Below are 22,355 nucleotides of genomic sequence, written 5' to 3'. Positions count from 1 at the left end.
GGGCGGCGGGGGCTCGTCGTCGTAGTCGGGCGGCTCCTCGTCGAAGACCATGGTGTGCGCGGGCTCGTCGTCGCCGAAGCGGGAGCCGACGCCGGGTTTGCGGGCGGGTGGCGCCGGCGGGGAGCCGTCGCCGGGTTTGCGGGCCGGCGGGGTGACGTCGCCTGAGCCGCCGTGCAGGGTGTCGAGCACCTGCTGGCCGAACTTGGTCAGCTTGCCCTGGCCCACGCCGCTGACCGTGCCCAGCTCGCTCAGGGTCTTCGGATTCAACGCGGCGATCGCCCGCAGGGTGGCGTCGTGGAAGATGACGTAGGCGGGCATGCCCTGTTCCTTGGCCACCGACGCCCGCCAGGCCCGCAGGCTCTCGAACGTCGAGGCGGCCGCGGGGGAGAGGTCGGCCGCGGGTGCCGCAGCGCCGGCCGCGGCCCGCTGCCGCGGCGCCTTGACCTTGGCCGGGGCCTCGCGGCGCATCATCACCTTGGTCTGGCCCCGCAGCACCTCGGCGCTGGCGTCGGTGAGGACCAGGGTGCTGTATTCGCCCTCGACGGCCAGCAACCCCTCGGCCAGCAGCTTGCGCACGACCCCGCGCCACTCGGCGTCGCGCAGCTCCTTGCCGATGCCGAACACCGACAGCTCGTGGTGGCGGAACCGCTGGACCTTGTCGGTCTCCTTGCCGAGCAGGATGTCGATGGACTGCCCGGCGCCGAACTTCTGCCCCCGCTCGCGCTGCAACCGCAGCACCGTCGACAACAGCTTCTGGGCCGGGACTGTGCCGTCCCACGATTCCGGTGGGACCAGGCAGGTGTCGCAGTTGCCGCAGTTCTCGCCGGCGGCGACCTGACCGAAATAGTTCAGCAGCTGCGACCGCCGGCACGTCACGGTCTCGCACAGCGCCAGCATGGCGTCGAGATGCCGGCCCGCGTTGCGGCGGTGGGCCAGGTCGCCGTCGGAGCCCTCGATCATCTTGCGCTGCTGCACGACGTCCTGCAGGCCGTAGGCCAGCCAGGCCGTCGACGGCAGCCCGTCGCGGCCGGCGCGGCCCGTCTCCTGGTAGTAACCCTCGACGGACTTCGGCAGGTCGAGGTGGGCCACGAAGCGGACGTCGGGCTTGTCGATGCCCATGCCGAAGGCGATCGTCGCCACCATGACCAGACCGTCCTCCCGGAGGAAGCGGGACTGGTTGGCCGCGCGCACGCGGTTGTCGAGCCCGGCGTGGTAGGGCAGCGCGTTGATCCCGTTCTGCTGCAGGAACTCGGCGGTGCGCTCGACCGACGCGCGTGACAGGCAGTAGACGATGCCCGCATCGCCCGGATGCTCGGTGCGCAGCAGCTCGAGGAGCTGCTTGCGGGGCTCGTTCTTCGGCACGATGCGGTATTGGATGTTGGGCCGGTCGAAGCTCGCCGTGAAGTGCCGGGCGTCGGTGAGCTGGAGCCGGGTGGCGATCTCGTCGCGGGTGGCCGACGTCGCGGTGGCCGTGAGCGCGATGCGCGGCACGTCGGGCCAGCGCTCGTGCAGCATCGACAGGCCCAGGTAGTCGGGCCGGAAGTCGTGGCCCCACTGCGACACGCAGTGCGCCTCGTCGATCGCGAAGAGCGAGATCTTGCCGCGGTCGAGCAGCCGCTGGGTGGCCGGGACGCCCAGCCCCTCGGGCGCCACGTAGAGCAGGTCGAGATCGCCGTTGACGAACTCGGCCTCGACCAGGCGGCGCTCGTCGTAGTCCTGCGCGGAGTTGATGAAGTTGGCCCGGACGCCGAGCGTTCTCAGCGCGTCGACCTGGTCCTGCATCAGGGCGATGAGCGGCGACACGACCACCCCGGTGCCCGGGCGCACCAGCGCCGGGATCTGGTAGCACAGCGACTTGCCCCCGCCGGTCGGCATGAGCACGAGCGCGTCGCCGCCGCCGGCCACGTGCTCGATGATCTCGTGTTGCTGCCCGCGGAAGGACGGGTAGCCGAAGACGCGGTTGAGGACGTCGACGGCGGCCGAATCGCCGACGGGAACCTGGGAAGCCGAAGTCACCCCGCGACAGTACAGAGAAACGCGACTCCCGTGCGAAGCCCTGTGGACAACGGCGAATTGTGGATAACCCGCAGGCGGTACGCCGGCCGGAGGAGGCTGTCAGCGTGCCGGCAGCAGGGCCACCAACGCCAGAATCACCTGTGCGGGCGTGCCCGGCGCGGCATCGAGCACGAGAGGAGCGTCCTGAGTCGCATGCTGACCCGCGATGTGGTGCAGCGCCGACACCCCGGCGCTCGACAGATGGGTGACCCCCGACAGGTCCACCGTCATCGGTATCGTGCCGCCCCGGCTGCGCCGCAGCAGTTCCCGCCGGGCGAGGGCCGCCGTCGACAGGTCGAGCGGCCCTTCCACCCGCACCCGGGTCTCGTCGCCGCCCGCCTGCTCGACGATCCGGAACGGGGGTTCGCCGTCCGCCGCCACCACCGGGCCCGCGGCCGAGAGGTCGAGCAGCCGGGCCGGCCGGCTCAGCGGCTTCGCCACCCGGGCCACCGTGCCCGTCGCGTCGTGGTCCACCTTGAGCATCGAGACCAGCTGGGCCGCCATAGCCAGCCCGCGTCCGCGGTTCACCTGCTGCTGCGGCTCCCGCCACTGGCCGCCGTCGGTGATCGAGACCAGCACCACCCCGGCCGGGTTCAGCGTCGCGTCGAGCGTGACGGTCGCCTCCGGCGCCGTGCCGGCGTGCTCGACGGCGTTGGCCAGCAGCTCGCCCACCGCGTGCTGCAGAGCGAATGCGTCCTCCGCGGTCGCGCCGATCTGCCCGAGCCACTCGCCCAGGCGCTGCCGGGCCGCCCGCAGCTCGCCCGGCTGCGCCGGCAGTTCGAGGGCGAGGTCGGCCACGACGGGAACGCGCTGAACCGCGAGCAGGGTGATGTCGTCGGTGTGCCCGGCGGCCCGCACCAGCAGTTCGACCGTCTGCGAGCAGACCCGTTCGACCGGGGTTGCCGCCGGGTCGTGCAGGGCCCGCCCGGCCGCGCTGTCGGCTGCCACCTGGGCCAGCTCGGCGGCGCTCGACGGGTGGTCGCGTCCGGGCCGCTCGAGAATCCCGTCGCTGTAGAGCAGCAGCAGGTCGCCGGGGCCGAGGTTGTCGTGGCGCACCGGGAAGGCGCCGCCCGTCCCCAGCGGCGCCCCGTCGGTCGGCGGCAGGTATCGCGTCGCGCCCGTCGGCCCGACCACCAGCGGCGCCGGGTGCCCGGCCGTGCAATAGGCGACCTCCCCGCTCACCGGGTCGAGCACGACCAGCGCCACCGTCGTCGCGTGCGCGGCCGGCACCCGGGCGGCGAAGCGGTCGGCCGCGGTCAGCGCCTCGACGATCCCGGCGCCCTCCTCGAGCCTGTCCTGCAAGACCGCGCGCAGCTGGCCCATCACGCCCGAGGCGGTGACCCCGTGCCCCACCACGTCGCCGACGATCAGCGCGATACGGCCGTCCCGCTGGGCGACCGCGTCGAACCAGTCGCCGCCCGCAGCCGTGTCGGCCTCCGCGACCAGATAGCTGGCCGCGAGCTGTGCCCCCGGCAGCACGGGCAGACCCGCCGGCAGCAGCTCACGCTGCAGGGCGGTGATCACCTCGCGGCTCTCGGCGTACCGCCGTTCCAGATGGGCCGTCCGTTCGGCGGCGGCCTGTCGCTGCCGCACCGCCTCGGTGACGTCGAAGCCGATCCCGATCACGCCGCGCCGCTCACCGCCGACGTTCCACGGCGTGATCGTGAAGTTCGCGAACATCTCGTGCACCGATCCGTCCGGCGCCGTGATGTGGGCCCGCCACTCCCGGCCGTTGATCGGCTCCCCGGTGCGGTAGACGTCGTGGTAGGCGTCGACGAACTGCTGCCCGGCCAGGTCGCTGAGCACCTCGCCGATGGGCCGGCCGCTGAACTCGCGGCCGGCCAGCAGCGAGCGGGTGGCCGCGCTGAGCGTCAGCACCCGCAGGTCGGGGCCCTCGCACACGGCGAGGATGAAGGGCACCTGGTCGACCGCGGCCAGCACCAGCGAGGGGTCGTCCACCATCAGCTCATCCTGCCCGACGCCGAGCCGTGACCGTCACTCGGCCAGGGGGAGCTCAATCGTGTGCGCCGTGTGCGAGGCCTTCGTGGCCAGGTAGCGCACGTTGGCGGCAGACATGTGCACCCCGGTCGGCACCCGCTGGTCGACCTCGATGCCGCACTTCTCCAGCTGGATCGCCTTGTCGGGGTTGTTGCTCAGCAGCCGGATCCGGTCGGCGCCCAAGGCGAGCAGCATCTGGGCGGCGGCGGTGTAGTCGCGCTCGTCCTCGCCCCGGCCCAGCGCCACGTTCGCCTCGTAGGTGTCCAGGCCGGCGTCCTGCAGGGCGTAGGCGTCGAGCTTGGCGTACAGGCCGATGCCGCGACCCTCCTGCCGCAGATAGAGCAGGAAGCCGCCCTGCTCGGCGATCCGCTCGACCGCCTCGCGCAGCTGCGGGCCACAGTCGCAGCGCTGGCTGCCGAAGACGTCGCCGGTCAGGCATTCGCTGTGCGGCCGCACCAGGGGCGCTCGGCCGCCCGCCGCCGATTTCTTCAGCGCGCGCTGCCAGTCGCCCAGCCCGAGGGCCAGATGCTCCTTGCCGTCGACGAGCCCGTCGAAGGTCATCACCCGCGCGGTCGTGGCGTAGCCGTCGCCGAAACGCAGTGGAACGGTCACCTGCTGCCGCAGCGTGGCTTCTAACATCGGTCCTCCTCGTTGGTTCCCCGTTGATCCGCTATACCCGCCGACGGAGTCACCGCACCGCAACAGACCGCGAACGTGCCAGTAATCGTGTCGCGGATTATCTTGGACGCAACTGTTCGACCCGGGTGACGATCGTCGCTCTACTGGAGGCGTCATCAGTGGTCCTGCGTCCTTACACCTTGCTGAGCTGCGGCATGTCGATCGACGGATATCTGGACGACGCGGCGCAGGAACGGCTGCTGCTTTCCAACGAAGCCGATTTCGACCGCGTTGATTCCGTCCGTAGCAGTTGTGACGCGATCCTCGTGGGCGCGGCGACCATCCGGCAGGACGATCCGCGCCTGCTGGTGCGCTCGGCCGAGCGCCGCGCGGCCCGGGTGGCCCGCGGCGAGCCGGCGAACCCGCTGAAGGTCACCGTGACCGGCCGGTGCGACATCGACCCCGCTGCACGGTTCTTCACCGTAGGGGACGTCGACAAGCTGGTGTACTGCGCCTCGTCGACGTGTGAGTCGGCCCGCGAGCGGCTCGGCGCGGTGGCCACCGTGATCGACGGCGGCGACCCTCTCGACCTGCACCGGGTGTCGGCCGACCTGGCCGGGCGCGGTGTGCGCCGGCTGATGGTCGAGGGTGGCGGCTCCATGCACACCCAGTTCCTCACGGCCGGGCTGGCCGACGAGTTGCAGCTGGTGGTGGCGCCGTTCTTCGTGGGCGACTCGCGGGCGCCGCGCTTCGTCAGCGACGGCGACTTCCCGTGGGGGCCGGGCCGGCGCGCCACGCTGGCCGAGGTGCGCCAGATCGGCGACGTCGTCCTGCTGCGTTACGCCCTGTCCGACCGCTTCGACCCGAATTGACCGGCCGGGCGCCGGGAGGGGGAGAGGCGCCGGCCCTTGGTTGAGGGCCGGCGCTGAGGGAGAGCTGTTGAGCATGCGTCAGGCGCCGGCACGGACCAGTTCGCGGCCGACCGGCGCGGCCGGGACCAGCGCGGGCTCGGCCAGCAGGGGCTCGACCACCAGGGCCGGGCCGGCCGGGAGGCCGTAGGGCACCGGGGAGATCGGCGCGGCCAGGCGGACGGCGGCGGCGGTGCGCAGGCGGCTCAGGGCCCGGACGATCAGGACCGCTGCGCCCGGCAGGGCGGCGACGAAGGCGAAGACGCCGTACACCACCGCTGTGGTCAGGCCCTGGGTGGCGCTGAGGCCGGCCGCGCCGAACGCCCACGCCGTGACGGCCTCGCGCGGGCCCCAGCCGCCGATGTTCAGCGGCAGCGACATCGCCAGCAGGGCCAGCAGCATCAGGGGGATCAGGCGGGTCAGCGACGCCGCCGAGCCGGCCGCGCGGGCCGCGACCACGAACGTGGCCAGGTGGCCGAGCACCACGACGACCGAGGCCAGGGTCACGCCCGGCCAGTTGCGGCGGGCCAGCAGGCCGGTGCGGATCTCGGCCAGACCGGTGCGGATCCCGGCCGCCACCCGCGAGCCGCCCTGCCGCAGCCTGCGGAAGGCCAGCAGCAGGATCACGGCGGCCAGTGCCACGGCGAGCAGGACGGTCGCGACAACGAAGCCGTGCCGCTCGATCACGGTCAGGACGGGGGAGGGGACGGTCAGCAGCACAGTGACGGCGATGACGAGGAACACCAGCTGGCCGGCCGTGCGCTCGAGCACCACGGCCCGGACGCTCTTGGCGACGTCGCCCTCGTCGCGGCCGTGCTGAACGGCGCGGTCCACGTCGCCGAGCACCCCGCCCGGCAGCGCGGCGTTGAGGAACAGCGCCTTGTAGTAGTCGGCGATCGCCGCCGGGAACGAGAGCCGCAGACCGAGGCCGCGCGCCACCAGGCACCAGCGCCAGGCGCTGAAGACGGTGGTGGCGGCCCCGATGCCGAAGGCCAGGCCCAGGGCGGGGAGCGAGATCACCCGCAGGCCGTCGAGGAACGCGCCGGTGCCGAGCCGCCACAGCAGGAAGGCCAGGATCCCCACCCCACCCAGGATCCGTGCCCAAGCCCAGATTCGCCCCACGTCGCCGTTCCCTTCATGTAGCCCGTCTTTCCCCTAGTACGCCGGGGCGGGCACAAAGGGTTCAGCCGAAGGTCGCCAAAAGATCGACATGTCCGACCGAAGCGCTGGGCAACTGCTCCAGACGAGCGGCGAGGTAGCCGTCCCCGCCGACCTCCGGACGCTGCTCCTGAGCTGCGGAGACCCAGCCCCGCAGCCACTCCGCGGTCAGCTCCGGCAGCTGTGGCCCGAGCTGCCACGCGCTCGGCCGGGTGACGACCGTCGCGCCCGCCTTCTCGAAGGCCCGAGCCGCGTACGCCGGAGCGTCGGGCCCCAGCAGCCGGCGCCCGTCCACCACCCGTCGCTGGTGCTCGTCGAACGCCCCGGCCACCGCGGCGTCCTCGGGCCGGGCCGGATCGAGGCTGACCTCCCCGGCCACGGACAGCGTGAACAGGGCCGTGACCCGGGCCGAGGCCAGCGTGGCGACCAGCGAGTCGATCTCCGCCTCGGTCAGCAGGTCGAGCAGCGCCGAACACGTCACCAGGTCGGTGCCGTCCAGGTCGGCCGCGGTCAGCGCGGTCACGTCGCTGAGCGCGCCCTCGACGCTGACCTCGGGCAGCCGCACGTGCGAGGTGGCGTAGTGCAGCAGCTTCGGGTCGAGGTCGGCCAGGATCCAGTGCTGCGGTGTGGCCAGCCGGGGCGCCAGCCACCGCGCCATCGAACCGGTGCCGCAGCCCAGGTCACGGATCACGTGGACGGGCTTCGGCAGCATCTCCACCAGGTCGGCGGCGCGGGCCTGGGCGTCGGCGGGCTCGCGCAGGCCGAGCCACGACTCACTGAACTCTCCGGTCATTGGGGTTCTCCTGTGCAGATGGCGGACAGCAGGCGTGCGGTTCCGGCCCAGGTCGGGAGGGTTTCCCGCCGGGCCCGGGCGGCGGCGCGCAGGCTTTGGCGCAGCGCGTCGTCGGTGAGCCAGGCGCGGATCGCGGCGGACAGCGCGGCTCGGTCGTCAGGTGGGATCAGAATGCCGGGCAGCGTGCCGGGCTGCGTGACGCCGCCCACCGGGTCGCTGGGTGCTGCAGTGTCGAATGCTGTGGTGTCGGCCACTGTGCCGAGGGCTTCGGGCACGCCGCCGACGGCCGTGGCGATCACCGGCAGGCCGCGGGCGAGGGCCTCGGTCACCACCATCCCGTACGTCTCGGCCCGGGACGGCAAGATCAAAACATCGGAATTCCGGTACGCGCCATCGAGCTCAGCCGGGGGCAGTGCTCCCACGAATCGCAGCCGGCTGTCGTGGTGCGGGACGGGCCGGACCAGGGCTCCCGCGAACGTGCACTCCCAGTCGAGTTCCGCCAGGTCGTCCTGCAGGGCCGCGACCAGCAGGTCCTGCCCCTTGCGAGGGCTGACCGAGGCGACGCACAGCAGCCGCCGGCCGTCCGCCCGCGGTTCGGTCAGCTCGGCCCGGTCGACACCGGGCGGCGCGACCTCGACACGGGGCAGGCCGTGCATGGTCGCCACCCGCTCGGCCGCGGCCTCGCTGGTGGCGATGACGGTGGTGGCCAGGTGCAGAGACCGTCCCTCCTTCGCCCGTAGCTCCTCGGCGATTTCGGGGGCGAGCCCTGTCTCGTCGCTGAGCGGCAGATGCACGAGCACGATCAGGCGGAGCCGGAGGGCGTGCGGCGCGAGGATCTCCGGCACGCCACACCCGACCAGCCCGTCGACTAACACATCGGACTTATCCGGAATGTCGGCGAGGGCGGCCGAGAGGGCGCGGCGGGCCGCCGGCTCCGGGCTCGGCCAGGAACCGGGTACCGCGATCTCGTGCACATCGGGCAGCAGCGACAGCACCGCCCGGTCGTACCGATTGCCCCCGCTCGGCGCTGTGGGATCGTCGATGCCCCCCGGCAGCACCACCCACAGCGGCGAACTGCCGCGGGAGGCGTCACCGTCCGTAGTGGACGGGTCGCGCGCGCCGGCGTCGGGAGCGGGGGAGCCCGAGGTCACAGATCGCGCTCGTACGAGGCCCAGGCGATGTGGGACTCGTGCAGGGTGATCGTGAGGCCGGTCAGGCCGGCGGCGCCCGGGCCCAGGTCGCCCGCGGCGATCCTGGCCGCCAGGCGGTCGGCGATCACCTTGGCCAGGAACTCGGTGGACGTGTTGATGCCCAGGAAGTCGGGCTCGTCGTCGAGGTTGCGATAGCTCAGGCCGCCGCAGATCGCGTGCAGCTCCTGCGAGGCCAGGCCGATGTCGACCACGATGTTGTCGTCGTCCAGCTCGGGCCGGCGGAACGTCGCGTCCACCACGAAGGTCGCGCCGTGCAGCTTCTGGGCCGGGCCGAAGACCTCGCCGGAGAAGCTGTGGGCAATCATGATGTGGTCGCGGACGGTGATGCTGAACAAGGGCTACTCCTCGGGATGGTCGATCAGGTGGTCCTGGGGATAGTCGATCACGTGGCAGAGGGCGCGAAGGCTACCGTCGGCGAGGCGCGGCAACACCTCGGGCAGCTCCGCGAAGGGCGAGTGCCCGGTGACGAACGCGTCGAACCGTTCGTCCTTCAGCAGCTCGAGCGAGAGCGCCAGCCGATCGGCGTACGTGCGCCGGCGGCCGGGCACGATGCCGCCCACCTGACTGCCCCGGATGGTCAGCCGCCGGGAGTGGAAGAACTCACCCAGCGGCACGCTGACCTGCTTGTCCCCGTACCAGCTGAGCTCGACCACGGTGCCCTCGGCCGCCACCAGCTCGAGCGAGCGGGTCAGGCCGGCCGAGGTGGCGCTGGCGTGGATCACCAGGTCGCAGTCGCCGAGCGCCTCGTCGGGGGTGGCGAAGCCGGCGCCCAGGCGAGCGGCCAGATCGGCGCGCCCGGCATCGACGTCGACGAGCTGCAGCCGTACGCCGGGAAAGCGCGCGAGAATCGCCGCCGCGCACCCACCGACCATGCCCCCGCCCACGACCGCGACCCGGTCGCCCACCATCGGCCGCGCGTCCCAGAGGGCGTTGACGGCGGTCTCCACCGTTCCGGCCAACACGGCCCGCGAGGCGGGCACGTCGTCGGGCACCACAGTGACAGCGGTTTTCGGTGCGATAAAGCGGGATTGGTGGGTATAGAGACTGAAGACGGTGCGTCCGAGGAGTTCGGGCGGGCCGTGCTCGACCCGGCCGACGTTGAGGTAGCCGTATTTCACCGGGGCCGGGAAATCACCCTCCTGGAAGGGGGCTCGCATCGCCGACCACTGGCTCTCCGGCACCCGCCCGGAGAACACGAGGGTCTCGGTTCCCCTGCTCACGCCCGTGTGCAAGGTGCGGACGAGCACCTCGTCCGGGCCCGGCTCACCGAGCGTCACCGGGCGGATCTCGCCCCGCCCCGGCTCGGTGATCCAGAACGCGTACGCGTCACTCGACATGGTTGTTCCCTCCGCCCGCTGAACCGAACGCCGCCCGGGCGCGTGTTAAGCGCTGACGACGGCAACCATACGCGGCGGCCGATCTTGGACATGGAGGCCACGGTGACTTCAGTAACCGCACCCACCAGCGACTCCTCCCGGGCGCCGGTGGTCGGCCTGGCCGCCCAGCTCGGCCTGCTGGCACTCCTCGGCAGCACCCTCGGGCTCACCGCCACCGGCCTGATCGCCGGCGCCGCGTACGGCCTGGTGCTCTGCGGACTGCTCGGCGCCGGCCTCGACCGGGCCCGGATGCACCAGATCGGCGCCGCCAACGCGGTGACCCTCTCCCGCGCGATCCTGGTCGGCGGCGTGACCGCGATGGTCGTCACCTCGTTCGCCCACCCGGTCAGCACCCCCGCCCTGGTCGCGATCGCCGGGGTCGCCTTGGCCCTCGACGGCGTCGACGGCCAGGTGGCCCGCCGCACCGGCACCACGACGGCTCTGGGCGCCCGCTTCGACATGGAGGTCGACGCGTTCCTGATCCTGGTGCTCAGCGTCTACGCGGGCGACCGCTTCGGCTGGTGGTGGGTGGCGATCGGCGCCTTCCGGTACGCCTTCGTGGTCGCCGCCTGGGCGCTGCCGTGGCTCAACGCGGCGCTGCCCCCACGGTTCTCGCGCAAGGTCGTCGCCGCGCTCCAGGGCATCGTGCTCGCCCTGGTCACCGCCGACCTGCTGCCGGCCGCCCTGACCACGGTCGTCCTGACGGTGGCCCTGGCCTCGCTGACCTGGTCGTTCGGCCGCGACTCGATCTGGCTCTACCGCGCATCCCGCATCCGTGCGGCGGCTCGTGAGCGCTGGGCGGCACCGCACCGCCGCCCCGCACTCGTGCACTGAGCCGACCGCTTCCCGCGCCCGCCGCGCTTGGTTCCCGCGCGGCGGGCGCCCTCTGTCCCCAGCAACTTCGCCGCTCGGCCGGGCGGGTTTCGGTTGTGCGGGTCTCAGTGCATGCGGGTGATTTCGCCGCTCGGCCCCGCTGGGTTTCGGTTGTGCGGGGCTCAGTGCACGCGGGCGATGGCTCCGGGCGGCGGTGACGGCACTGCCGCGGGGTGCAGGATCGCGGCGATCGCTTCGACGCCGTCGACCAGGCGGGGGCCGGGGCGCACGATCAGACCGTCGGCGTCGAGTGCCCACACCTGGGCGCCGGGGAAGTGCGGGATCACGCGGCGGGCCTGCTCGATGGCGCCCTCCAGGTGGAAGCCGCACGGGGTGACCAGCACGATCTGCGGCGAGGGCGCGGCCAGTTCGGCAAAGGTGGTTTCGACCGAGCGCTTGCCGCCGCGTGCCGCCACCGGATCGCCACCCGCCGCGGTCACCAGGTCGGGCACCCAGTGGCCGGCGGTGAACGGCGGATCGACCCACTCGACGACCGTCACCCTCGGCCGGGCCCGCCCCGCCACGGCCTGGGCGACGCTCTCCAGACGAGCGCGCAGGCTGGTGATCAACTTCTCGGCGCGGTCCTGAACCGAGGCGGCCTCGCCCACCGCGCGGATCGTGCCGAACACCTCCTCCAAGGTGTACGGGTCGAGCGACACCACGTCGGCGCGGCACCCCAGGTGGTCGAGGGCGTCAGTGACGTGACCCGACGGCAGCGCACACACCCGGCACAGGTCCTGGGTGAGGATCAGATCGGGCGCGAGGCCGGCCAGCGCGTCGGCGTGGAGCGTGTAGAGGTCGCCGCCCTCGGCGAGGCGCCCCCGCACATACGCGTCGATCTGTCCCGGCGTCATCCCCCGCGTGTCCTTGCCACCCACCACGACGGCCTTCTCGACGCGGGCGGCCGGTGGCTCGTCGCACTCGAAGGTCACGCCGACCAGGTCGTCGCCCAGCCCAAGGGCGTAAACGATCTCGGTAGCCGACGGCAGCAACGAAACGAGGCGCATGCCCCCATCCTGCCCTGCTGCCGCGCGCCGCCTGCTCAGTGCTGCCCGCCGTCTGCGGTTGTTGCCCGCCGCCAGCGGCCTATCGCCCGCTCGGTGTTGCTGTCCCTGACTGCCGTTGTTGCTCGCCGCCGGCTTCCGCCCTGCTTGGTGCCGCTGCCCGCCGCCGACCGCTTACCGCCTGCTCGGTGCCGCTGGTGCCTGTTGACTGCCGCGACCGGCCGCCGCTGCTCGGTGCCGCCGCCGCCCGTTGCCGCCGCCGACCGCTTACCGCCTGCTCGGTGCCGCTGGTGCCTGTTGACTGCCGCGACCGGCCGCCGCCGCCCGCCGCTGGTCGTCTCCGTTCTTTCGCTGGGTGACGTGCGGGGCGGGTCGCCCGTACCGCGTGATGCTGGCCGGTGGCGGCATGGTGAGTGGTGGTGGGTCGGGGTGATGGGTCGGCCGAAAGTCGTAGGCGGGGGATGGGATCCGGTCCGGGGGCTGATGTTGTGGGGGCGGCTCTTGTCGATGCTGGTTCTACCGCGCCGAACAGCCAGGGGAGACAGGGATGACGACCGCACCGCTCGCTCATACGGACGTGATCGTCCTCGACTATCTGGCCGCGCTCTGGGCTCAGAGTGAGGATCTCGCGCCCGAGTTGCGCGATGACCTGATGACGACCGTGGCCGATTACATCTCGATGCGGCGCACCTCGCCGGCCTCGCCGATCGAGGACCCGGCTGAGATCGTGCGCCGGTTAGGGCCACCGGAAGCCCTCGTGGCGGCGGTGCGGCGTGGGCATCTGCCGCCGCACATCCGATTGCCCGCCCTGGTCCCGCCTCCCCCGCCGGCCGCCACCGGTGGGGGAGCGGCTGAATACACGGCCATCGGTCTGATCACGGCCGGGGCGTTCGTGCTGCCGGGCGTCGGGCCGGTGGCCGGGATGCTCATGGCCAGCGCCTCGCCGCACTGGACACCGGCCGAGAAGGCCGCCAGCTGGTTCCTGGTGCTGGGGTCGGGGGCGGCCTCGTTCGCGGCCGCCTTCTTCTTCGCGGTGGCCGGCGCAGGACAGGCCGCGGCGCTCTTCCTCTGCTACCTGATCGCGGTCGGCGGCTCGGTGCTCGCCGGCAAGCGATTGATGGACGGCCTACGCCGCTGAGGCCGAGCTGGCCCGGCTCTTGGTCGTCGGACGCATCGAGCGGACGAGCACGCCCGGTCCGCTTGCCGGAGGCGTTCGACGGTCGCGCAGGTCTGGCTCCGGTTGTCCGACGCGTTGGGCGGTCGTGCAGGTCTGGCTCCGGTTGTCCGACGCGTTGGACGGTCGTGCAGCTCTGGCTCCGGTTGTCCGACACGCTAGACGGTCGCCAGGTCCGGTTCCGGTTGTGGACGCGCCACACAGCCGAGCAGATCCGGCTCCGGTCGTCGGATGCGCCGACGACGGTGGGGTCACGCCGGCGGTTCCGTACGCCACTGTGCTGACGCCGTTTCGGTCGAGGTTTCGCGCGCAACAACCGCAGAGGAGTAGACCTCGGCGGGAATCTGAGGGCGGCGGTGGTCGGTGTCTGAGCATGTGGGCCACCAGGCGGGCCTCGTGTTCGGCCTGTTCCTGCGGGGTTGGTGACACATGGGCCGTCTTGCCTGGGTGCGTGGGTGCCGTGCGGGGCGCAGCCGTTCATGTTGACTGCATCAATATTGACGTCAACATTGATGGGTTAGGCGGGCTGTGTGCGGCGGCCGGCCTGGCCCATGATCTCGTCGATCACCTGGGCCCAGACTGCCGTGGGTGGGAACTCGTGCCCGACGCCCTCCAGCCAGACCAGTCGGGCGCCCGGGATCTCGGCGCACAGCGCCTCGGCGTGTGGCGGCGTGAAGAACGGGTCCAGCGTGCCGTGCAGGATCAGCGTGGGAGCGATTATGCCGTGCAGGCGGTCGCGGACCGGCGGGCCCTCCGCGCAGATGTAGTGGTTGGTCTGCGATGCGGTCATGTCGTGTGTGCGGTCGACGACGCGCTGGGCTAGCCGACGCAACTGCAGGATGTCGGCGGTGAACGGTCCACCCAGGCGTCGCGCCGACGACACCAGCCCGTCGATGGCGGACCGCCGGTCGGTCCAGTCCGTCGGCTTGTCCCCGGAATCGGACGCGTCGGCGTCGTCCGAGGGGAACGACAACTCGAAGGCCGGCGGGGACGTGCTCGTCGACATCAACGTCAGGGACAGCACGCGGTGCGGGCGGTCGACCGCGATGCGCTGCGCCAGCATGCCGCCGATGGACAGGCCGACCAGGTGGGCCCGGTGGACGCTGAGAGCGTCGAGCACACCGAGCGCGTCGTGGGCCAGGTCCACATCGGAGTAGGGCGGGTCGCCGGCCGGGAACGACGTCGACCGGCCGGTGTCCCGGTGGTCGTAGCGGATGACGAACCGGCCGCCGGCGGCCAGGCGGCGGCAGAACTCGTCGTCCCACCAGTCCATCGAGCTGGCCGCTCCTGCGATGAGGAGCAGGGCGGGGTCGCCGGGCTCGCCGAACGTCTCCACACACAGCTCGATGCCGTTGACCGGCATCATCGTCTCGGTCACCATCCGCTCATTGTCAAACATCACACTTGACGCGCGGGTTAAAACTCTGTGTGGCGACGTGGTTTGATGGTCACGTGCTGCCTGATTTGAGCGGGTATATGCCGCATCGAACCGTCCTTGACGCTCCCTTCGAGGGTATTCCCGTGCCGGGTTTGAAAGCCGACTTCTTCCGCCGGGCCGAGGGCGACCGGGTGGCGACCGTCGGCTGCTACTCGATCGGCGACCGCGAGCTGTTGATGGCGTGGGGCTATGTGGACGAGGACCACTGCCGGCACAACGCTGTGCGGGATCCCGACGGCGGCTGGCATGCACCTGCCGACGGCTGCCCGGACGTCGAACTCGTGCGCGACGGCCACACCGTGGTCGGTCTGGCCGTACGCGCACCGAACGGCGAGTGGATCAAAGCTTGACCGCCACGGCGGACGACGGCCGCGGGACGGCGAGTGAATCAGAGCGTGGCCGCCACGGCGGACGACGGCGGCCGGACCGCGAGTGGATCAAAGCTTGACCGCCACGGCGGACGACGGCCGCCGGGCGGCGAGTGGATCAAAGCTTGACCGCCACGGCGGACGACGGCCGCCGGACGGCGAGGGGGTCACGTGCCCTGAGTGCTGCAGCGGCCGCGCGGACGACGGCGGCCGGACGGCGAGGGGTCACGTGCCCTGAGTGCCGCAGCGGCCGCGCGAACGACGGCCGCCGGACGGCGAGGAGGTCAGGGGCCTTGACTGCCGCGGCGGCCGGGCGGACGACGTGCACCGGGCCGTGAGCGGATCGAAGCTTGACCGCCACGGCGGCCGCGCGGAGGCCGGCCGCCGGACGGCGAGGGGATCAGGGCTTGACTGCCACGGCGGTCGCGCGGGCCTGCCCGCGGACGACGCGCAGCGACACGCCGGTGAGGACGATGGCGATCGCGAACAGGGCCAGGTGCAGCCACGGGTTGGGGATCGGCACGAAGCCGATGATCGCGACGGGGATCTGCACGACGGCGATGAGGGCGGCCAGCCACCAGCGGCTGCCACCGCTCCACAGCAGCGCCGTCCAGACCGGGGCCGAGACGACGACCAGGGTGAGTCCGTCGAGCAGGGCGTGCAGCGCGGAGTGGTGGACGGCGTTGTGGGCGAAGGCCTGCGCGGGCGTGGCGATCCACAGACCGGCGAGGACGAGGGCGAGTACGGCGGCGGCACGACGCATGGGATCCTCCAGCGTGTTTGGACCGTTGCTCTGGGTCACCACGGTACGGACGTGACTTCAGCCCCGTAAAGCTTCACTCACGAAGTCCATCCCGGCGGGCAGGCAGCGCGACCAGTAGCCGAAGTTGTGCCGGCCCTCGGTGAAACTGCCCGCCGCGGGCGGTTCCGGAAGGGCCTTGGCCAGCGCCTGGACGTTGTCGAGGAGCCCGTCCTGGCGTCCGCACCACAGGCCCACCGGCGTGCCTCGCAACTGCCCGGCGGCGGTGAAGATCTCATCCCCGGGGCGTACGGCGGGGGAGAGCGCGACCACCGCGCGGGCGAACCCGGGGTAGGCCTCGGCGAGCAGCAACGCCCCGTACCCGCCCATGGACCAGCCGAGCAGGGCGACGCGCGACGGGTCGAAGCCGCGCTGCCGGCACCAGCGCGGGATCTCCTCGCGGACCATGCGTTGCGGGTCGTCGCCGCCGTCCGGGCGCCACCAGAGGCGGTCGCCGGTCGCGCCGGCCAGCACGAACGGGGGCTTTCCCCGCCGTACGGCGTCGGTCAGGAACCGGCCGAAGCCGAGCGCCGCGAAGTCGGCCGCCGTCTTCGAGCCGCCGTGCAGGATGATGCAGACCGGCAGGCCCCGTCCGGCGCCGTGACCCGCCGGCACTGCGGTGTAGAAGTCCACCAGCCGCCCCCGGGCGTCCGACTCGCGCCTTTCGAGCCGCTCGTCACCCACCGGGGCATGCGGGATGACCGGTTCCAGTTGGCCCGATCGGCTGCGGTATCCCACCATTCCGGCGACGCCGGCGGCGGTTGCTCCGAGGGCCAGGAATGTTCGTCGTCTCATCGTCACCCACAACGGCGATCGACCGCATTGCGTGACGTTCATACGCTTCCGGCGTGCGCAGAATCGGGGCGGTGCTGTTGGTGGTGGCGCTGCTGCTGGACGGGTTCGGGCCGGCCCGGCCGGCGTCGGCGCAGGGGTCGGTGGTGAGCCGGGTGCTCCAGCTGACGCGCGGCGCCGGCCGTCCCCTGCCGACCACGCTCTGGTACCCGTCGGCGCTCACCGGGCGTCACCCGATCATTCTCTTCAGCCATGGCCTGGGCGGGTTGCCGCAGCAGTTCGCGCCGCTTGTCGCCGGGTGGGCCGAAGCGGGCTACGTGGTGGCGGCGCCGGCCTATCCCCACACGAACGCGCGGGTGCGGGTCGACCGCCGGGACATCCCCCGCCAGCCGGCCGACGCGGCATTCGTCATCGAGGCGGTTCGGGCGCTGGACGGGATGCCCGGGGACGTGCTGGCCGGGCACCTCGACATCGGCCGGGTGGCCGCCGTCGGCTTCTCGGCCGGCGGCACCACGACGCTCGGCCTGTTCGGGCCGGGGCATCCGTCGTACCTGCGGGCCGGGGTCTCGATCAGTGGCCGGCGCCCGCCCGCCGAGTTCGGCGGTTCCGCCGCGCCGCTGCTGTTCCTGCACGGCGACCGCGACCGGGTCGTGCCGATCCGGGCCGGTCGCCAGGCGTACGCGCTGGCGCCGTTCCCCAAGCAGTTCGTGACGATCCCCGGCGCCCGTCACGGTGAGTTCCTGCGTCCCGGTGACGGGAAGTACCCACGAGCGGCCGGCCTGATTCTCGCCTTCCTCGCCACGAACGTCCCGGTCGCCTGATTCGCCGGACCTCAGGTGCTCTACCCGGAGTGACACTGGCGGCCATGATCCTCGTCCGTTCGGCCAGATGAGCACGCTCGGTAAAGATGACTAGGCTGCCGAGGTGCATGTTTCCCACGTGGTAGTGGCGGCGACGGTCACTCTCAGTGTTTCCGCCGTATGTTACTCACAGTTTGACACGAAGAAGGCCGAGCGGCAGGCGCGCACTGTCGCCGCCGAGGCCACGTGCCGCTCGGTCGACTCCGCGATCGTGGCCTATGTCGGCGTCCACGGCGACGCGCCGACGACGGTCGCCCAGATCGCCGGCTATCTGGACGGCGATATCACGGCGTACCGCATCGTCCGCGGCCGAGCCGCAGGCCCCGGCTGCACACCGGCCGCTCGCTGATCTTGACGCCGGGGTGCCACCGCCTCCCCCGCCCAAGGGACGGTGAAGTTAGTGCATTTCTTCAATGGCGCGGCGGTGGTTGTCCACAGGCGGGCGTTGACCGGATCGACGTCAAGCGCGTTGTCCACAGGGTCGGGCGGCCGTATGCCTTGACGGTTATATGCCGTGGGTGGCATGTTGGGGTCATGGACGCCTTGGCCGCGCTGGCCGAACCGACCCGGCGGCGCATCGTCGATGTGCTGCGGGTGCGCGAGTGCACCGTCTCCGAGTTGGTGGCCGCGGTCGGCATGAGCCAGCCCGCCGTCTCCAAGCATCTGCGGGTGCTGCGCGAGGCCGGGCTCGTCACCGCGCAGACCCGCGCCCAGCAGCGGGTCTACCGGCTCGAGCCGGGGCCGTTCCGGGAGCTCGACGCCTGGCTGGCGCCCTACCGCCGCATGTGGACGCACCACCTGGCGGAACTGGAACGTCACCTCGACCGCAAGGAGGAGTCATGACTCTGGACCTGGGCAGTGCCGGCGGCGCCCGCCTCGAAGGGCAGGGGGAACCGTGGACGCTCGTCTTCATCCGGGAGCTGCGGCAGCCGCCGGCTGTGGTGTGGGAGGCGCTGACCGACCCGGCCGAGCTCGACCAGTGGGCGCCGTTCAGCGCGGCCCGCAATCTCAATGAGCCCGGGGCGACCACGCTCACCATGGTGGACGGTGACGAGAAGCTCGACACCCCGGCCGAGATCCGGGTGGTGGAGCCGCCGGCTGTGCTGGAGTACTCGTGGGGTGCGGATCTGCTGCGGTGGGAGCTGGAGGCAGCCGGCAGCGGCACCCGGCTGACGCTGCGGCACACGCTGGTCGAGCCGTCCGACCACGCCTCGGTGGCCACCGGGTGGCACGTGTGCGTCGTTGTGCTGCAGCACCTGCTGGACGGCGATCCGCACGGCGTGGTCCGGGGCATGGCAGCCAAGCAGCACGGCTTCGACGAGCTGCGGGAGGAGTACGCGAAGGTCCTGATGCAACCTTCCTGAGGCCTCCGTTGTCCTGATGGGTGACGGGGGGAGACGGGATGGGGTTCGACGACTTCGTGCGAAGTCGATCGACGGGGTTGTTGCGGGTCGCGTACCTGCTCACCGGCGATCGGCACGCCGCCGAAGACCTGCTGCAGGAGGTGCTGGAGCAGATGTACGTGCGCTGGCGGCGTATCCACGGAGCCCCCGAGGCGTACGCCCGCCGGGCCCTCGTCAACCGGGCCACGAACCGCTGGCGGTCGCGTGCCCGCCGGCCCGAGACGCCGCTGGACGCGCACCACGAGCAGCCGGGGCCGGACCACGGCGAGGACGTGGCGGTGCGTTCGGCCGTGCTCGGCGCGCTGCGCGAACTGCCCGCGAAGCAACGGGCCGCGGTCGTGCTGCGTTATCTCGACGACCTTCCCGTGCACGAGGTCGCCGCCGCGCTCGGGTGCAGCGAGGGGACGGTCAAGAGCAACGCGTCCCGCGGGCTCGACCGGCTCCGGCAGGTGCTCGGGCCGTCCTCGATCCCGGAAGGGGTGGAGCTGTGACCGACACCGACATCCGGGACGTGCTCAACCGGGCCGCGGGCGACGTGAGCCCGGCGCCCGACCTGCTCGACCGGGTGCGCGCGGGCGGTCACCGCCGGCTGATCCGGCGGCGGGCGGCCATCGGCGGGGCGCTCGCCCTCGTCGCCGGCGCGGGGCTGGCTCCGCTGGCTCGGCGCAGTCGCGGCCCCGAGCCCGCCGACGACCGTGTCCGCGGGGACCTGGCGGGCGACCTCGAGCTGGTCCGGCGCGTCCGGAAGGCGTACGGGCCGGGAACGAAGGTCCGCTGGATCGGGCGCACCCCGGGCGGGCCGGTCGCCGCGGTCACCGGTCCGTCCGGGATGCGGGACGGGTACGACCTGCAGAGCTTCATCGAGGTCGTCGACGGGGAGCTGCAGACCGTCGAGAGCGCCGAGCTGGTGCCCGAGGGCACGGTGCAGCCCGGGGCCATGATCGCCGGGCCCGACCGCGACGTCCTCGTGGTGTTCACCGGCGGGAGCGACGTGATGTTCTCCGACAAGTTCCGAATCGACGCCGAAGGCCGGATCCAACGGACGTTCGAGCCGCTGTCCGAGGTCGACGGGGCCGTCGTCCGGCGGATCCCGGATCCGGGCCGGTTCGTTCCGTTCGCGTTGCGGTCGGGGGAGACGCCGGACAAGGTTTGGCTGGCCAACCTGAACGCCGTGGCCGACGACGGCAGCAACGCGCAGAACCTGATGCCGGAGCGGATCGACCACCTGCTGCCCGGCCGCGAGAAGGCCTGGGCGAACGAGCCGACCGGCTCCGAGAAGGACTGGTGGGACGTCGGCGCGCAGCAGGCCTACCTCGATCCGTACGGCTACCACAGCTGGACCGGCCCGACCCAGTGGCGGCTGAGCGGTGCGACGGCCGACGGGCGCCGCCTGGTGGTGCAGACTCTCGCGCTGGACGGCCGGGCCCGGGCCTTCTGGATGGCGGCTGGCGCGGGCGAGAAGCCCCGGGTCAACTATCTGGGCCGGCTCGAGGACGGCCTGTCCAGCGACGGCACCGACAGCATCGGCCAGACCTACCCGATTCTGCACGCCCGCCTGCCGCAGCAGCTGGGCGTGGCGGTGGCCGCGCTCAACTGCCAACTGCTCTACCGCGTACGGGACGGGGCCTGGCTGCCGGTTGCCGGGCAGGCCGCCGTGATCCCGGCCGCCGCCACCCATCTGGAGGTGCGCCCCCGGCAGGGCCGAGCGGTGCGCATCGCCCTGCCCTAGGTTTGTGGGACAGGTGAACGCTGGGAGGCCACGCATGGACGTCGTGATCGGGATCGACACCGGAACCACCGCCACCAAGGGGGTGGCCGCCGGGCCCGACGGCACGATCCGTGCGCTGACCAGCGTCCACTACCCGCTCGCGGTGCCCGGGCCGGGGCGGGCCGAGCTCGACCCGACCGCGCTGCGCGACGCCGCGGTCAAGGCGCTGGCCGACGTGGCCGAGGCCTGCCGCGCGAACGGCGACCGGGTGATCGCCATCGGGCTCAGCGCCTTCCTGCACGCGATCGTGCCGATGGACGGTGACGGCGCGCCGCTCGGGCCGCTGGTCACCTGGGCCGATGCCCGCGCCGGGGAACAGAGCGAGCGGATCGTGGCCGAGGGCCGGGGCAAGCGCCTGCAGGGGCGTACGGGAACGCCGGTCCACCCGATGTCGCCGCTGACCAAGCTGGCCTGGTGGCGCGACAACGACCCCGAGACCTTGCGCAAGACCCCGCGCTGGGGTGGCGTGAAGGAGCTCGTGCTGGCCGCGCTCGCCGACGCCCCGTACGCGGTGGATCTGTCGATCGCCAGCGGCACGGGGCTCTACGACATCCACGAGCGGCGGTGGGACCCGGAGGCGCTGGACATCGCGGGAGTGACCGCCGGGCAACTGGCCGAGGTGCTGCCGACGACCACCGTCCTCAAGCTGCGGCCCGGCATCGCCCGGGCGGCAGGGCTCGACCCGGCCACCCCGCTGGTCATCGGCGCGGCCGACGGACCCCTGGCCAACCTGGGCGTCGGAGCCACCCCGGCCGGGGTGGCGGCGGTCTCGCTGGGCACCAGCGGCGCGCTCCGGACGGTGGTCGACCGGCCCACAGCCGACCAGGCGGGGCGGCTGTTCTGCTACGCGCTCACCGAGGACCGCTGGGTGATCGGCGGGGCGGTCAACAACGCCGGCTCGGTGGTGCGCTGGGCCGGGCAGAGCTTCGCGGCCGGGTTCGAGCGGCCGGGCGCCGAGGGGGAGGACGCCGACGAACGCGACGCCGCCCTGCTCGTGGAGGCCCAGGGGGTGGCGGCCGGCAGCGACGGGCTGCTCTGCCTGCCGTACCTGCTCGGGGAACGTGCGCCCTGGTGGAAGCCCGGTCTGCGCGGCGCGTACCTGGGACTGCGTCGGGAACACGGGCGCGCCCACCTCGTCCGCTCGGCCGTCGAAGGTGTGTGCCAGCAACTTGCCCTCGTCCGGGACTCGTTCACGGCCGAGGGAATCGCGGTCACCGAGGTGCGGGCCACGGGCGGGGCGGTCGCGTCCGAGCTGTGGGTCGGCGTGCTCGCGGCCGCGCTCGACGTGCCGGTCGCGGTGGCCGAGACCCCGGAGGGCACCGCGCTCGGCGCCTGCCTGCTGGCCCGGCACGCCATCGGCGAGCTGCCCGACCTCGACGAGGCGGCGGCGCTCGTGCCGCTCGGCGAGCCGACCCACCCCGACCCGGCCAACGCCCAGCTGTACGCCCGGCTGCGGCCGCTCATCGAGTCGTCGGCGCTGGCCGTGCTCGACGTGGTGAAGGAACTCGACCGGATCGCCCCGCCCCCGCTGCCCACGACCGAGAAAGCCGTCAAGAGCTAGGGCTCACGTCACCCCGCGTTGACGGGGCGGGCGGGCGTGAGAAAGCATGGCGGGCGAGCGGTAGCGGAGGAACCCGGTGCGTAATCCGGGACGGTCCCGCCACTGTGACCGGGGAGCGACCCGCCACCAGAGGCCACGGCACCTACAGCCGGAAGGCGCGCGGGGAGCGACGATCCGGGAGTCAGGAGACTCCGGCCG

Annotated in this window: 22 protein-coding genes, 1 pseudogene and 1 riboswitch; of the genes and pseudogenes, 11 read left to right on the top strand and 12 right to left on the bottom strand. The window is 72.5% G+C overall.

The window, feature by feature from the left end:
• Positions 1-156: 156 nt before the first annotated feature.
• The 3 genes and pseudogenes from recQ to KXC43_RS29615 all read right to left on the bottom strand — a co-directional run.
• Positions 157-2,016: pseudogene (gene recQ / locus KXC43_RS29625) on the bottom strand (DNA helicase RecQ); the annotation flags it as partial.
• Between the two features lie 99 nt (positions 2,017-2,115).
• Positions 2,116-4,017, bottom strand: a complete 1,902-nt coding sequence (locus KXC43_RS29620) for a SpoIIE family protein phosphatase (protein WP_221379460.1) — start codon at positions 4,015-4,017, stop codon at positions 2,116-2,118.
• 33 nt (positions 4,018-4,050) lie between these two features.
• Positions 4,051-4,692 carry a GTP cyclohydrolase II gene (locus tag KXC43_RS29615; protein ID WP_221379459.1) on the bottom strand — a complete coding sequence of 214 codons (642 nt, stop codon included), beginning with the start codon at positions 4,690-4,692 and terminating at the stop codon, positions 4,051-4,053.
• Between the two features lie 158 nt (positions 4,693-4,850).
• Here KXC43_RS29615 and KXC43_RS29610 point away from each other — a divergent pair, with 158 nt between their 5' ends.
• The gene (locus KXC43_RS29610; protein WP_221379458.1) at positions 4,851-5,543 is read left to right on the top strand and encodes a RibD family protein; all 693 of its coding nucleotides are present in this window, start codon (positions 4,851-4,853) and stop codon (positions 5,541-5,543) included.
• Between the two features lie 78 nt (positions 5,544-5,621).
• Here the strand turns inward: KXC43_RS29610 and KXC43_RS29605 are convergent, their stop codons facing one another.
• The 5 genes from KXC43_RS29605 to KXC43_RS29585 all read right to left on the bottom strand — a co-directional run bounded on the left by KXC43_RS29605 (position 5,622) and on the right by KXC43_RS29585 (position 10,078).
• Positions 5,622-6,701, bottom strand: a complete 1,080-nt coding sequence (locus KXC43_RS29605) for a lysylphosphatidylglycerol synthase transmembrane domain-containing protein (RefSeq protein ID WP_308129306.1) — start codon at positions 6,699-6,701, stop codon at positions 5,622-5,624.
• A gap of 61 nt (positions 6,702-6,762) precedes the next feature.
• Complete coding sequence (locus KXC43_RS29600; RefSeq protein WP_221379457.1) at positions 6,763-7,530, bottom strand: class I SAM-dependent methyltransferase; 768 nt, start codon at positions 7,528-7,530, stop codon at positions 6,763-6,765.
• Positions 7,527-8,597: a glycosyltransferase family 4 protein gene (locus KXC43_RS29595; protein ID WP_221379504.1), complete on the bottom strand. Its 1,071-nt coding sequence runs from the start codon at positions 8,595-8,597 to the stop codon at positions 7,527-7,529. Before KXC43_RS29595 ends, KXC43_RS29600 begins: the two co-directional genes overlap by 4 nt.
• Positions 8,598-8,677: 80 nt before the next feature.
• Positions 8,678-9,076, bottom strand: coding sequence for a 6-pyruvoyl trahydropterin synthase family protein (locus tag KXC43_RS29590; protein WP_221379456.1), 399 nt, complete (start codon positions 9,074-9,076; stop codon positions 8,678-8,680).
• 3 nt (positions 9,077-9,079) lie between these two features.
• A complete protein-coding gene (locus KXC43_RS29585; RefSeq protein WP_221379455.1) occupies positions 9,080-10,078 on the bottom strand; it encodes a zinc-dependent alcohol dehydrogenase in 999 nt (332 codons plus the stop codon).
• A gap of 102 nt (positions 10,079-10,180) precedes the next feature.
• Between KXC43_RS29585 and KXC43_RS29580 the strand changes: the two genes are divergently transcribed.
• Entirely contained in the window at positions 10,181-10,951 is a 771-nt protein-coding gene (locus tag KXC43_RS29580; protein WP_251797539.1) for a CDP-alcohol phosphatidyltransferase family protein, read from the top strand.
• Between the two features lie 161 nt (positions 10,952-11,112).
• On the opposite strand, the gene KXC43_RS29575 is transcribed toward KXC43_RS29580, so the two are convergent.
• The gene (locus KXC43_RS29575) at positions 11,113-11,997 is read right to left on the bottom strand and encodes an ABC transporter substrate-binding protein (protein WP_221379453.1); all 885 of its coding nucleotides are present in this window, start codon (positions 11,995-11,997) and stop codon (positions 11,113-11,115) included.
• 544 nt (positions 11,998-12,541) lie between these two features.
• On the opposite strand from KXC43_RS29575, the gene KXC43_RS29570 reads away from it, so the two are divergent.
• On the top strand, positions 12,542-13,132 hold the full coding sequence (locus KXC43_RS29570; protein WP_221379452.1) for an HAAS signaling domain-containing protein: 591 nt from the start codon (positions 12,542-12,544) through the stop codon (positions 13,130-13,132).
• 553 nt (positions 13,133-13,685) lie between these two features.
• Here KXC43_RS29570 and KXC43_RS29565 read toward each other — a convergent pair.
• The gene (locus KXC43_RS29565; protein WP_255645022.1) at positions 13,686-14,549 is read right to left on the bottom strand and encodes an alpha/beta fold hydrolase; all 864 of its coding nucleotides are present in this window, start codon (positions 14,547-14,549) and stop codon (positions 13,686-13,688) included.
• A 140-nt stretch (positions 14,550-14,689) separates the two neighbouring features.
• On the opposite strand from KXC43_RS29565, the gene KXC43_RS29560 reads away from it, so the two are divergent.
• Positions 14,690-14,956 carry a hypothetical protein gene (locus tag KXC43_RS29560; RefSeq protein WP_221379450.1) on the top strand — a complete coding sequence of 89 codons (267 nt, stop codon included), beginning with the start codon at positions 14,690-14,692 and terminating at the stop codon, positions 14,954-14,956.
• A 418-nt stretch (positions 14,957-15,374) separates the two neighbouring features.
• On the opposite strand, the gene KXC43_RS29555 is transcribed toward KXC43_RS29560, so the two are convergent.
• Together KXC43_RS29555 and KXC43_RS29550 are read right to left on the bottom strand one after the other, a co-directional pair.
• Positions 15,375-15,737 (bottom strand): hypothetical protein, encoded by a 363-nt coding sequence (locus KXC43_RS29555; RefSeq protein WP_221379449.1) that lies wholly within the window; start codon positions 15,735-15,737, stop codon positions 15,375-15,377.
• Between the two features lie 57 nt (positions 15,738-15,794).
• Positions 15,795-16,568, bottom strand: a complete 774-nt coding sequence (locus KXC43_RS29550) for an alpha/beta hydrolase (RefSeq protein ID WP_221379448.1) — start codon at positions 16,566-16,568, stop codon at positions 15,795-15,797.
• A gap of 53 nt (positions 16,569-16,621) precedes the next feature.
• Between KXC43_RS29550 and KXC43_RS29545 the strand changes: the two genes are divergently transcribed.
• The 7 genes from KXC43_RS29545 (at position 16,622) to KXC43_RS29515 (ending at position 22,157) form a co-directional block, all read left to right on the top strand.
• Positions 16,622-17,386, top strand: coding sequence for an alpha/beta hydrolase family protein (locus KXC43_RS29545; protein ID WP_221379447.1), 765 nt, complete (start codon positions 16,622-16,624; stop codon positions 17,384-17,386).
• Positions 17,387-17,489: 103 nt separating this feature from the next.
• A complete protein-coding gene (locus tag KXC43_RS29540; protein WP_221379446.1) occupies positions 17,490-17,774 on the top strand; it encodes a hypothetical protein in 285 nt (94 codons plus the stop codon).
• A gap of 185 nt (positions 17,775-17,959) precedes the next feature.
• Positions 17,960-18,268 carry an ArsR/SmtB family transcription factor gene (locus KXC43_RS29535; RefSeq protein WP_221379445.1) on the top strand — a complete coding sequence of 103 codons (309 nt, stop codon included), beginning with the start codon at positions 17,960-17,962 and terminating at the stop codon, positions 18,266-18,268.
• The gene (locus tag KXC43_RS29530; RefSeq protein WP_221379444.1) at positions 18,265-18,789 is read left to right on the top strand and encodes an SRPBCC family protein; all 525 of its coding nucleotides are present in this window, start codon (positions 18,265-18,267) and stop codon (positions 18,787-18,789) included. The genes KXC43_RS29535 and KXC43_RS29530 overlap by 4 nt, the downstream gene beginning before the upstream one ends.
• A 38-nt stretch (positions 18,790-18,827) precedes the next feature.
• Positions 18,828-19,319, top strand: a complete 492-nt coding sequence (locus KXC43_RS29525) for a SigE family RNA polymerase sigma factor (RefSeq protein WP_221379443.1) — start codon at positions 18,828-18,830, stop codon at positions 19,317-19,319.
• Positions 19,316-20,557, top strand: coding sequence for a hypothetical protein (locus tag KXC43_RS29520; protein ID WP_221379442.1), 1,242 nt, complete (start codon positions 19,316-19,318; stop codon positions 20,555-20,557). Before KXC43_RS29525 ends, KXC43_RS29520 begins: the two co-directional genes overlap by 4 nt.
• Before the next feature lie 34 nt (positions 20,558-20,591).
• Positions 20,592-22,157 (top strand): gluconokinase, encoded by a 1,566-nt coding sequence (locus KXC43_RS29515; RefSeq protein WP_221379441.1) that lies wholly within the window; start codon positions 20,592-20,594, stop codon positions 22,155-22,157.
• 66 nt (positions 22,158-22,223) lie between these two features.
• Positions 22,224-22,349: riboswitch (cobalamin riboswitch) on the top strand.
• Positions 22,350-22,355: the final 6 nt, after the last annotated feature.

The sequence above is a fragment of the Paractinoplanes polyasparticus genome (assembly GCF_019710575.1).
Taxonomy (GTDB): Bacteria; Actinomycetota; Actinomycetes; order Mycobacteriales; family Micromonosporaceae; genus Actinoplanes; species Actinoplanes polyasparticus.
This window is presented reverse-complemented; position numbering and strand designations above follow the sequence as displayed.